The following is a 13066-nucleotide window of genomic DNA, read 5'->3' as shown; positions in this document are numbered from 1 at the left end:
CTTTAATTTTATTATTAGAAACTAAGGTTCACACCAAAAGAATAACTCTTCATCATAGGATAATCGAATATTGTCGAACTTTCCGGATCATAATATTTTACCTTATTCTGAAGCAAACATAAGTTATTTCCTGTCAAGAAGAATTTCAACTGGGCAACCCCCAACTTTGTCAATACAGATTTAGGCAATGCATACGAAAGATTCACATTTTTCAGACGTAAGAAAGAACCGTTACGCATCCAAAATGTCGATTCCTCATCAGCAGCATTACGGGATGCACGTGGAAAAGCTGCATTCACATTCTCCGGTGTCCAGTGATCAGTCCAAAAATCGAAGTTTGTTTCTTGCGGACGTGCCTGAGCACCTCTCATAGCGATCATCACATCATGCCCAGCTACTCCCTGCAAGAAAATATCCAAAGAAATGCCTTTCCATGAACCGCCTAAAGAAATACCGTAATTCAAAGGAGGTGTCGTATGATTTATAATCCAGTCTTTATCATTATCATCAATCACACCATCCGGTTCATCACTGTTCGCACCACGCAAATCTTTATAGTTCAGCATTCCCAGTTCAGGCTTCTGCCCAAAGATAGTATAACCTTCCGGCAGTGCATCCAGATCTGCTTGCGTACGGATAATACCTGTTGCGATATATCCCATTTTACGATCCGTGCTATAACCGATCTCGGACTTATAGGGGCGAAGATTCTCTGCTTCATCTTTCGTGACCACTTTATTCACTGCATATCCCAAATTTCCTTTTACATAATACTTGAAATCGTCACCGATCTTATCATTATAGCCTAACTCCACTTCAAACCCTTTGGCATCGATCACACCATAGTTTTCAGAAGGCATCTTCGCGCCGAAAGTGGCAGGAATACTGGCTGCTCGGTCTCCTAGAATATCATATGTATGCCGATAGAAAGCATCCACATTCATCGACAGCCTGTTATTCAGGAAAGTAGCATCAAGACCGAAGTTATATGTCAAAGACTTTTCCCAGGTTATATCGACATTGGGAATAACATCTGCTGCAACACCGCTGCTCAACGAGCCAAAATAAGCACCATTTACCAGATTATATCGCTGCATCCATTGCCATCCACTGATCGCATTTTTATCCTTCAACACGATACCGTCATTCCCCAGCAATCCAATGGAAGTTCTTAATTTCAAATAGTTGATAAACTTAACATTTTCTTTGAAGAACTTTTCTTCCGACACTCTCCACGCCAATGAAGCAGACGGGAAGAATCCCCAACGGTTCTTGGGAGCAAAATTGACAGATCCGTCATAACGGAAAGAGGCTTCTACCAGGTACCTGTCATCGTAACCATAATTCAAACGACCTATATAAGAGATACGTCCTGTCTCTTCCCCTTTTCCATCCACGGTAGAGTTCTTCGAATCGGAACTACCGGCAAATAATTGGTCGACTGCGGAAGATATGAAGTAATTTCTCACTCCGTTGAACCAATCGACCGTTCCTTCCGATTGCTCGTAAACAAACAGGGCACCCACATCATGTTTTCCGAACTTATTGGCATATGTAATATATCCGTTCAACTGATAACTGTCTCTGGTATCATATTTTTCCTCCAGAAAATCACCGTCAGATCTTACTTTGACACGGTCTACCACATCTGTTATAATATGATTGTGGCCGCCTGTCATTTTATATTCATACAACGAATAAGGACGATTGAACTGTTTAATAAATGTGTGCCTGTCGTATTTATTAAATAATAATTTAAGACTCAATCCCTTGATAAACGGAACATTATATTGTAAAGAAATATTCGCTTCATAATTGGAATACTTCTTTCTGTTATAACCGGTATTCCCTCCCAACAATTCTATCGGGTGCCATTCTACAAAACTTCCCGTCGGCTTCCCGTTAATATACGGAGGTACCTGCCCTGTCCGGAAAAGTAACCCTCTGTACAGGTTATCCATCTTATCAGAATCGTTGTCATATCTCCAATACGGTTTATCGTCGTTTCTCGTATCCATATTCAGATTCAGGGAGACGATCAGGTCTTTCGTAATGTTTGCCTCCAGGTTACTTCTCAGATTATATTTCTTGAAGCTCAGATTATCGAAAGAACCTGTTTCATAATAGTAGTTACCTCCAATAAAATAGCGGACACGTTCGTTACCTCCGCTGACATTCAAAGAATGTCTCGTAAGCAGCGGTTGTTTCCATGCCTCATCCAGCCAATTATAATTGTTCTTTTTGAAATACTCTAACTCATCGTCCGTATAATAACTCAAATCTGTCGGATCGACATTTTCCACAATTCTATTGTCATTGATAAAGACTGCCTGGTTGTAAGCATTCTGTGTCTCAGGAATCATAGTTGCATCAGATATACCGATAGAGCCGGTATAAGCGATCGTCGGCTTTCCTACTTTTCCTTTCTTGGTAGTAACCAACACAACGCCGTTGGCCGCACGTGCTCCATAGATGGCAGCAGATGCTCCGTCTTTCAGTACAGACAGGTTTTCCACTTCACTTGCATCCAAACCGTCAAATGCAAATTTATCTCTGACAATCCCGTCAATCACATACAAAGGAGCTGAATCATTCCAGGTACCTTTGGAGCGCACCGTCATATCGGCACCAGCACCGGGTTTACCTCCGGATTGCGTCAGCAATACCCCTGCCATTTTACCGACAAGCGCACTGGACAAACTACCCGCCGGAGAATCCTGAATATCTTCTGCACTGACAGAAGAAACCGATCCGGTCAGGTTTACTTTTTTCTGGATACCGTACCCTACAACTACCACTTCTTCGAGCTTCTGAGTATCTTCCAGCAACTTTACATTAACGGGAGAACCGTCACGTACAGGTACTTCCTGGCTGATATAACCGATATAAGAGATTAGGAGTGTTTTTCCGGAAACATTATTCAAAGTATATTTACCATCGATATCTGTAATGGTTCCGTTCGTAGTTCCTTTCTCCACAACGTTAGCACCGATAATCGGCTCACCGCCAGCATCAGTAACTATACCCGTCACATTTCCTTTCTTTCCCTGTGCCACAACCGGCTTTCCCGAACTGTCACTCTTTTCCGCCGGATTGATTAGAATAAGATTATTCTCTGTGATCTCATACTTGATCCCTTCCTTTGCAAACAGACGGTTCAAAATAGTTTCGACACTCTGATCTTTCTCACGGACGGACACTTTCTTATCCAAATTAATTTTTCCACTCTCATAAATAAACCGGAACTCAGACTGGTTCTCTATCAAATAAAGGATCTCCTTGATGGACTGATTATTGACATCCAACGACAGCTTCGTCTTTTGGGAATAAACGGTAGCCGAAATATTGAGCGAGAAAGCAATTAAAGCTAATGTTGTCAATCTCATAATAGCGTATACCTTTTTAAGGACCGGATACGATTCCAGCCTTGACATATTAAAAAAATTCATATATTTGTAATTTGATTGTTTGTTAACAATAGTGCTGAACACACTGTAAATTAATGATCAAAAAATAAGACGGGAAGTGGTTGCAACATTTCCCGTTTTTCGTGTTTCATGGTTGTTACTTCATAGGCAAATTTATTTAGAGGTTATACTTATATTTTTCCCTTTCACGTGATAGGCTATATTACTTAAATAGGATAAGGCCTCCAACACATCCGCAATTGTTTCTTCCTGTATTACACCATTGTAATGTATGTTTTTACCTAAATCCCCCTGAATATGGATATCGACATTATACCATCTTTCCAAATATTTACAGACATCCTCCAATGACATATCATCCATGTAAAGCTTATTATTCAGCCATCCATAAGAATGAGACAAATCACCGCTAAGTTGTTTCAATGTATTAGTTCGTTTATCGAACTCAGCCATATCACCCGCTTTCATCTTCAGTTTGTCGTTATTATGTCCCAGTTCAATATCTCCCTCCACCAATGATGCTTGTACAGTTGGGTCATCGGCATAAGCTTTCAGGTTAAAAGATGTGCCTAATACTTTCACCTCTACTCCATCAGCCATTTTCACAATAAAAGGGGTTTTACTTTTTGATACATCAAAATATCCTTCCCCCTGAAAACGGACTTCCCGAATTTTCTTCTTCGAATTATATACATAAGTAATATCCGACCCTGAATTCAACTTTACGACCGACCCGTCAGGCAACGCTATTTCCGAACGGTTCCCGTAATCGGCAGTCAAGCTGACAGAGATATCCTGCTCCTTATCAAATACTCCGGTAACAGAAAGAACGACCATCAATAAGACAGAGGCAGCAATACCCGATAAAGTATAATAAATATTATTCATACGTTTCCGAAGAAGAGTCTTCTGTCTGTTCGACGTATCCACTTTCTCCCAGGCACGATCCACATTGAAAATACCAGGATCCATATAATGTCCGGATTCCTCCCAGATCCTGCGGTACCGCTCCATTTCCTGCCGATTCTCCTCTTTTCGATCCAGCCATTCCTGTAGTACCGAATCGGTGATATCTTTTTCACCACTGAGCAGGTAATCTATTATATGATCACTTATATGTTCTTTTTCTTCCATGAATCTTCCTTTTATAATTAAGACACCCTAAAACAAAAAAGGTCCTATACGGACCTAAAAAAAATTATATACCTTTTACCTCCAGGCACTTTTTCAACCTCTGAAGGGATGCCCATATCTGATTTTTAATTGTTTTGACTGAAATGGATAACTGGTCTGCAATCTCTTTCTGCTTCAGTCCTTTTACGCGGTGAAGGAGTAACACCTCTTTACACCTGCCAGGCAACAGGTTGATACAATCGTAAAGGGCCATGCGGAATTCTTCAGTCTCAAGCGGATTTTCTTCGTAATAAGAAAGTTGCTCTTCCCGGTTCTCTAAAACTGTTTTGTAATTCGTTTGCGTACGGATATGATTCAATGCCAAATTTCTAGCCATCTTATAAAGGTATCCGGAAACATTTTCGCCAATCGCTATTTTCTTCCGATTGTTCCAAAGCGTAAAGAATAAGTCCTGCACAACATCCTCAGCATCCTCCTTCTCTCCTAACAGACGATAGACATAACAACACAAGCGGCTGTAATATCGTACAAACAGCTTATTGTAACTGGTGTAATCATCATTTCCGATTGCAGCAATTAGTTTTTCATCTGTAATAGAGGCATTCAATATATATTAAGTTAAATATTCAACAAGTATTATTCTGTAATTATCATAACTATTTCTTAATGACATGGCTGTATGAGCTAATTAAAATCATTTTCTATATAATTGCACGCTATAATCCAATGCAAATGTAAACTTATTTTTGTTATAAAAAATAGTATAAAACTACTTATTTGATGGATTATCCTCTGATTCACCAATCATCTTCTTACCGGAAGCTGTCACATATCGTAAAAATTCGCAATGCACGTCGATATCCATTATTCCTTTTTTATCAATTCATTTTCACGATACCTTTACAAAGAAAAGCAGTATATCTTCATGCCCCAATATTCATGCTTAGGTAAAATACACAAAACGGCTAGGTTTTTTACATCGTATGCAGGAAAAGAAAAAAGCAAGGTAGATTGTTATTTCCCATATGACAAGCAAAGACTTTATCGTTTTGTCCTTATATTTGTCTCAAATAAAATAAGTTCGATATGGAAAAAGAAATAGAAGAGAAAGCCCCCAAAAACGTTCACCAGGGTTCGAACGTCCGCAAATTACGTAATATAATGGGTATCAAACAGAGCTCATTGGCGGAAAGGCTCGGTACTACGCAACAAAAGGTTTCACGTATCGAAAGCCAACGGGTAATCGAAAAAGATACGTTGATCCAAATCGCGAACATCCTAAATGTTTCTCCCAAGATCATTGAAGAACTGGATGAAAACCCGCTGTCAGTTATTATTGAAAATAACAATTTTGAAAGTGGAAGTTATAATACAGGAGTTGATAACTCGAATGTTGGAGAAGAAAATCATCACAATACAATCCATCATCCCCTAGATAAAATCATGGAATTGAACAAACAAGCCACCGACCTTTTTGAACGCATGCTGGCCGTTGAAAAAGAGAAGTCCGCTTTGTTGGAACAATTATTGAAGGAGAAAGAGTAATATTCATAGTTACAACCCGATATAACCTGAAGTTCATCCCAAAGAAAAGATAAGGTCCCGTCGTAGTAATTGCTTGTCGACAATTATAAATCAATTCGCCGATAACAGTGAGCATTCAGCGTAGTATACACCTCCTGAATGCTCACTATTCACGATCAATCATTTCATCCAGTAAACCTACCTCGATAACAAATAGATGTTGCAAAAACAGTTAATCAGGTCTTTTTGCAAAGAAACAACAGCATATCCCGCTCATATGGAAGGATAAGGAGCCACCTCCATCGCCTTTATAGTTGCACCGTTAGCTGTCTGACGTAATCCCAAAACAAGGACATTTTTCTTTTTCCCGAAGTTCAACCAACATTCCGGCAAGTAAAACTCACGTTGCGGACCAGCCTCCCAATGACGACCGATATTATGTCCGTTCAGCCACATATAGCCGTTACCGGAAGCATTGATCCGTAGCAACCAAGGAATCCAAACGGAAGGATCAGCCGACGGTAATTCAAACTCGACCCGATACCAGGAGAAAAGACCGTCGGGATCACTTGTAGGCTGTATATCGTTTCCTTTACGGGGGATATCGCCGGTTGTATCCAAAGCGACTGATTGCCAACCTTGCGGAGTGAACTGCGGCAGGTTCCAACCGACAGTTATTCCGGCTGCATCTTTTGCACACTCCCATTCAAGCGGATGCGTCATGGCCGTTTCCGTGACAGACAAACCACCCTGGCGAATACCAGCTAACTCTTCCATCGGTACATACCCATGAGCATGTCCAAGGTTCTCATATACGGCAATGATCTCATTTTCGCCTTCTTTCAACAAACCGGATACGTCAAAACGGTTGTCGTATTCATCCGATCGGATACGATCGAAACAGTTACGGGTAGTCCAGGTCTGTGCATCTGCCTTGTCGGGGAACAACCGTTTTGCCTGCTTGCCATTGACCTGTACCGACACGATATCGCGGGTAAACATATTGAACAACAGGAAACGCTCATCCGCCGCCTGCTGAGATGTCAGATTTACATGCGTACGATACAGACTATAACGGAAATCATTCACATCCAGGTCGGAAAGTGATACCAGCTGCGGTAACAGCTGCCATTTAGCCTGTGAGAAATCATCCTCTTTCTTCAATACGGAAGTGATACGGACAGGGTCAGGCAAACGGGAAGGACGTAACGGACGCATTTGTTCTTTAGGCCACCACTCTCCCTGTGAAGGTTTCTTTCCTGCCGGAACAACCAATACCTTACAACCTAGTGCAGGCAAATCATAACGAACCTCTATCGGTTCAACTGTCAGGGAATCGGTATTTTTTATATCCGCCGAAGAGATCAGGACTTTCTCACCGTTCTGGTTGATATTATACATAGGTTCGCCCGGTTTACTCATTTTACCGGGAATCAGTGTCACCTTTCCTTTCACCGGATGATCCGGATCAGTGTTATGGAGGAAGATGAAGCGGGTTCCGTCTACAGCGATACGTACACCACCGAACAATTCCTTCGGGGCACCTTCCAACTCACAGGGACCACCTTCCGAGCGGACCAGTTGCGGTTCGAAAGCTTTTATGAAACTACCGATTCCTTTGGCTTCATAATATTTAGGACCTAACGCCCCGTTTTCATGTATAGCGGCATTATAATCGTAGGTGGTAGTCATCCCCCTGGCTCCCCACCCTGCAAAATGGGTTCCGCCGAAAAACATATAATAATTGATGCCGGTAGCTCCGCCTAATATGGACATCAAACCGATAGCTTTGAAATGACGGTTGTCGGAATAATGATCTTCGCTCAACTTTCCGGTAACCAGTGAAAACCATCCTCCCTGTAACTCAGTAACAAACCCGGGAGCATCCGGCTGTACCCTACGTAGGGCAGCCATCCGGTGTGCACAACTGGGAGCGGCAGACAGACCCACGTAATAGTTATCGCAGTCAAATACCTGCGACAGTTCGGCATCTTCACTTTCACGGCATTCACGAGTCAGGCAGGTAAACACCGGGACATCGAAACCGTTCCTGCGTACGGAACGATACAACTCTTTCAGGAATTTATCTTTTCCGTCGCAACCATGGGCATCGTATTCATTTTCTATCTGGATCATGATAATCCCTTTTTCTCCTTTCGGTTTACGGGTGACCTGCTCATCTGCCAATGCCTTACATACAGCATCAAACCAATGCACCGACCAACGGATATGCTCCGGATCGGCACTGCGCAACCAAAAACCTTCCACTCCTTCCGGACGGAATCTGGCCAGCCAGCGGGGATAACCTCCACCGGAATATTCGGCACAGATAAACGGACCCGGACGGACAATGGTATAAAGCCCAAACTCTTCCTGCGCCATCTTCAACCAGCGTTTCAGGTCGGAAAAGTCAAAGTTTGTCGTATCTTTCAGACTCTTCGGCATACTTCTTTCATGCCAGTTCCAGGGAACGTAAGTCTCCACCACATTAAATCCTGCCTCCTTGATTTGCTTGAACCGGTCGCGCCATAATTCTTCCGGACAACGGAAATAATGAAAGGCTGCACTGTAAACAAAGATATCTTTCCCGTCTATAGTCATACAGGAACCGTCATAACGAATCCGGTCGGGATGGGTAAATTGTTTACCGATGTTTACTTCCTGTTTTACAGGATTTTCATTCTTTGCTTGCACAAGCGGATTACTCAGAGACAGAGTAAAAGCAATACAAGCAGTTTTCATCAAAATTGTATTTATCATATTTTTTAAGGAAATACTTTTATCAGACATACACCTTCTTCTTCGGTAAATTCTATCGGACCAGGATAAGCGTGTTGCTTCCTTTTATTACCAAAATAATCGGAATCAAAAACAATCGGATGATTACCCTCCCGATCGAATGACTGGTGAGGTATGACTGCCTCCCGGATATCTCTGGTACTAACAGGTTTCTTTTTTGAATTACCTTTCCATTCCTTTGATACTTTCATCTGCAGGTACCACCCATCCGGCTTCTCCATAACCTGAATTTCAGGATCAAAACCGGTATTTACATAAGCTCCCTTTTCCTTCTCTGCGGGAATAGCACCCGACAGATATATATTTCCATCCAGGCTCACAGGTAACAAACATTCATCATAAGGAGTCATATCCACCCGGGTAAATATGTTATTATAATATGTTGCGTCACCGCACGGACAATTATGAAGTCCAGCGATCGACGTTCCATGAGGGACCAGATAAGGGGTTTCCCTTTCATCCGTCAATAACGTTTCCCAAACTTTCCAAGCAATCAAATTATTAACAAAAGCAACTCCTTGTGAAAGTTTGATCTGCGCCAGTTCTTTCGATAAAAACAGATTATTATCGACCAGCACAGGTCCGTGATTGACTTCCAGGGAGAAATCCTGAACTTTATTATCGTGCAGGAAATTCCGGGTAATACGGGCTCCTTGTGTCATCCAGTCGAGCCAGATACCACCTTCGGTCCTGTAAATATGGTTGTTACTAATGACAGCATCGACAGCGGCATGAAATTTGATACCAGCCAGTTCATATCCCCAAAACGACTGGTGCATCCCGATCTCAAAGATACTGTTCCCTTCGATCAGGCTGAATATCGCTCCCAGGCTTCCAACAATACCGGCCTGTCCGCAATAGGATATCTGATTATTCCGAACGATATGGCTTCCTATATGCTCCTTGTCCCAGTTGTTTTCCAGAGCACGTTCCGTCGTCCTCACAAAAGCTTCCGCCGATTCGGACTTATTATCCCATTCGTCACCATATTTACCCAAGGTAATCCCCACACATTTCGAATGGCTGACCTTATTATTTTCAATAACCCATCCTTTACTCCAATGGGTACCGATCAGGCCGATCTGTTCCGCTGTCGGCGGCGCCCACGGGGTTGCGGCATGACTCATGACAAAACCACGGACATGGATATAATTCACAAACGGCTTACTGGGGTAAAATACGGATTGCCGGACATTTATCTCGACAGTCTCCCTATTGGGGTCACAATCAAAGTTCGCCCAAATGGTCGTTGTATCCTCGTTTACCCGGCAATACCAAAAAGCCGTATCGCTTTTCCCGGAAAGTAACCGGTCCAGTTCCGGAGTTTCCGACAAGGCTTTGTTATTCAGGTAAACTTCACCGGTATGGCACCATCTGCCTTTTTCCAGCCAATCTCCATATATCATATCGGCATAAGGATTGAAATCACCCCAAAATATATTGGGAATCTTAACAAACCAGGTTCGGTCGTCTTGTTTTTCCCAACCTTTGATTACTTCCGATCCTTTTATTTCAACCTTCTCTCCTTTCGCTGCCTGATAAATAATCGGCTTATTTTTCTCTCCCCCACGTAGCGGATCAATTCTTTCCCGGTACGTTCCTTCGTGCACAGTAATTATGTCACCAGGATAAGCAACCCGAGCTGCTTTATTAATCGTTTTAAAGGGAGCTTTCAGAGTTCCGCTATTATTGTCATTTCCTTGTACGGATACATGATATTCTCTGGCTGACAAAGAAGACCAGCTAATACACAAACAAAATATATAAATGATATAAAATACTCTTTTCATGGCATAGTTATTTGATATGTTTCTCCTTTATGGAGTTCCAGCTGTTTGATTTTATCCCGGTAAAGAACCTCGTATGGTCCGTCTTGTGCCGCATGCAAAACAGCATCGACCAGTTCCCCGTCTTTCCAGGATATGTCGAGCGTATGCCCGCCGAAGACCCGGACACCTTTCAGTTGTCCGTCGGCATACTCTTTCGGCCATGCCGGTAACAATTCTATTTTCCCCGGTTCTGTATATACCAGCATCTCCATAAACAAACGAGGCAAGCTTAATATAGCATCCAAATTATAGATCTGATGATTCGGGTCATGAGAAGTTACCAGCCCGTCGTATACATAATAACGGCGGCTGAAACGATCCAGATTTTTCACGACTTTGTCCATATCTCCGATACGTACGGCCTGAAGGGCCAAATGAAGCAAACCGTGTGCCGAACTGGTATCGAACTCAAAACGTTTATCCAAAGCGACCTTAGCTGCTTGTCTCAATAGCTTGTCCCCTTTATTTTTGCTAAGCTGGGACCCTGGGAATACAGGGTATAAATGAGATAAATGCCGATGGTTGTATACATCAGGATAACCGGGATCTATCCATTCTGCCAAAGCACCGTCTTCATTGATCCGATATTCAGGTAGTCTCTCCAGATAAAAATTCCATTTATCCATCTCTTCCTGCGGCAAACCGAACTGTTTTCCCATATCCAACAAGATTTCGAAAACTTCACGGGCTATCGCCACATCCATCGTAGCATCTTTACTCAACCAGGTATCATTCCCGTTCGGTGCATTTTCCGGTGATACGCTCGGAGTGAAGTGAAACAGGCTATCACTGCCCAGTACCAAAAAATCTTCATAGAAATCCGCTATCTCACGATACAAAGGCAGCACTCTTTTTTCCAATGCTTCATTATTCCCTGTCAGCATGGCATATTCGTAGAACGGACGTAGATTCCAGCCCGCTCCTCCCGGCCAGCACATCCAGGGGAAAGAAGGTCCGAAATGAGTCAGATAGCCGTTCTCCGGATCATTATAATGAGCTACGATGAAGCCCCGGCATCCCAAATAGTTCCTGGCGTTCAAACGCCATCCGGGTAACAGCCGTTCAACATAGCTGCAATAAGATTCCGCACATTCCGGCAGGTTGCTCATCGAAGCAGCTGAGATTGCCAGGTTGATATTGGAGTCCCAGACAAACCCGCCGATCCAGTTCGGTTTCCATCCTCCTCCCCAGATACCTTGCAAGGGAGGCGGATATTTTCCACACGAAGAGATCAACAAATAACGACCCATTGCATGCATTTGTTCCATAAACAAAGGAGTCACTCCCTGTTTGTTTACTGTTTCTAACATTTGTTCCGTAGGGATTTCTTTCCACTCTGAAGCACATCCCAGATCCAACTGCATCCGGCAGAACATCTCTTTATGTTCCTTGCTGTGTAAAGACAGTAACTCTTCATAACTGTCCGATAAGCCTGACAACTCCTGTCGTACATTCATTTCTTCTGATGTTTTGCCATCCGCCAACGGAGTAATACGCACCAAAACAAGTATTTCGTCTGCACCTTCAATCTTCAGACATGAACCTTCCTGTTGCATATTTCCGCCTTTCTGAGTAACCCGCGCCAAGCCATCGTATCCCCCGGGATCATTCGCATAGGCTGCATGATAAGTCAGCCAACCAGGGATAGCCCCTGGCTCAACCGAAAGAAAAGCACTGTCCAGGTTATGTTCAAAGTGCATACCCTGTCGCCCGGGAGTTTCTTCAAAACTCAGGATTGTATTGATTTTTCCCTGTTTACCAGCCTTCAGCCGAATGACATTGATATCATGTTTCCTGGAAGAGAAAACCGATTCCGTCATCCCGTTCTCTTCATCATAAAAAACAGAAGCAACTCCTGTTTCCAGATCGAGCTGGCGGCGATATTTCCCATTAACAGAAGCAGGCCGATCCGGATATTGTATCCGCAAATCGAAAGCCGGATGAGGGATCAAAGGCCATCGTTGTTTGGCTCCCATCCCGACCAGCTGACGATCAGCCTCATCAGCAATCAGACTAGATGCCTGATTATTTTTATCTTCATCGATCAGACGGCGTACTTCCGGCAACAGATCAGCGGTGACAGGTACCGTCTCTTTATTATGATCCCATCCACGGATAAACAGTTCTTCATGTACACAGATGATCCGTTCATCGCCAGGCTGCCCTAAAACCATTGTTCCATGACTGCCATTTCCAGTCACAAATGCATCTTCCCATATTGCAGACGGCTTCTCCGACCAGACCACCCACCGCCCGGAAGATTGCACTTCCGGGCCGGATATCTTACTTTGTAAACTACAACCAGATAAACCGATTATCAGAAAACAAAGGATGTATTTCATATCAAATAAC

Annotated in this window: 7 protein-coding genes; 1 reads left to right on the top strand and 6 read right to left on the bottom strand. The window is 43.0% G+C overall.

The genetic code is table 11. The features are described from left to right. Window positions 1-14: 14 nt before the first annotated feature. The 3 genes from DXD68_RS13660 to DXD68_RS13650 all read right to left on the bottom strand — a co-directional run bounded on the left by DXD68_RS13660 (window position 15) and on the right by DXD68_RS13650 (window position 5169). Window positions 15-3386 carry a TonB-dependent receptor gene (locus DXD68_RS13660; RefSeq protein WP_122362250.1) on the bottom strand — a complete coding sequence of 1124 codons (3372 nt, stop codon included), beginning with the start codon at window positions 3384-3386 and terminating at the stop codon, window positions 15-17. Window positions 3387-3581: 195 nt separating this feature from the next. Further along, window positions 3582-4562: a FecR family protein gene (locus DXD68_RS13655; RefSeq protein ID WP_122362123.1), complete on the bottom strand. Its 981-nt coding sequence runs from the start codon at window positions 4560-4562 to the stop codon at window positions 3582-3584. 64 nt (window positions 4563-4626) lie between these two features. After that, window positions 4627-5169 (bottom strand): RNA polymerase sigma factor, encoded by a 543-nt coding sequence (locus DXD68_RS13650; RefSeq protein ID WP_233577150.1) that lies wholly within the window; start codon window positions 5167-5169, stop codon window positions 4627-4629. Between the two features lie 479 nt (window positions 5170-5648). On the opposite strand from DXD68_RS13650, the gene DXD68_RS13645 reads away from it, so the two are divergent. After that, complete coding sequence (locus DXD68_RS13645) at window positions 5649-6107, top strand: helix-turn-helix domain-containing protein (RefSeq protein ID WP_122362121.1); 459 nt, start codon at window positions 5649-5651, stop codon at window positions 6105-6107. A gap of 252 nt (window positions 6108-6359) precedes the next feature. Here the strand turns inward: DXD68_RS13645 and DXD68_RS13640 are convergent, their stop codons facing one another. From DXD68_RS13640 to DXD68_RS13630, 3 genes are read right to left on the bottom strand one after another with little or no spacing between them, the layout of a single operon-like run. Further along, complete coding sequence (locus tag DXD68_RS13640; RefSeq protein ID WP_410510724.1) at window positions 6360-8828, bottom strand: beta-galactosidase; 2469 nt, start codon at window positions 8826-8828, stop codon at window positions 6360-6362. 23 nt (window positions 8829-8851) lie between these two features. Beyond that, window positions 8852-10675: a right-handed parallel beta-helix repeat-containing protein gene (locus DXD68_RS13635; protein ID WP_122362120.1), complete on the bottom strand. Its 1824-nt coding sequence runs from the start codon at window positions 10673-10675 to the stop codon at window positions 8852-8854. After that, window positions 10672-13056, bottom strand: coding sequence for a glycosyl hydrolase family 95 catalytic domain-containing protein (locus tag DXD68_RS13630; RefSeq protein ID WP_122362248.1), 2385 nt, complete (start codon window positions 13054-13056; stop codon window positions 10672-10674). The genes DXD68_RS13635 and DXD68_RS13630 overlap by 4 nt, the downstream gene beginning before the upstream one ends. Window positions 13057-13066 lie beyond the last annotated feature (10 nt).

The sequence above is a fragment of the Parabacteroides sp. TM07-1AC genome (assembly GCF_003480915.1).
Lineage (GTDB): Bacteria > Bacteroidota > Bacteroidia > Bacteroidales > Tannerellaceae > Parabacteroides > Parabacteroides chongii.
The sequence above is the reverse complement of the archived record's forward strand: the minus strand, read 5'-3'. Positions and strand labels throughout refer to the sequence as shown.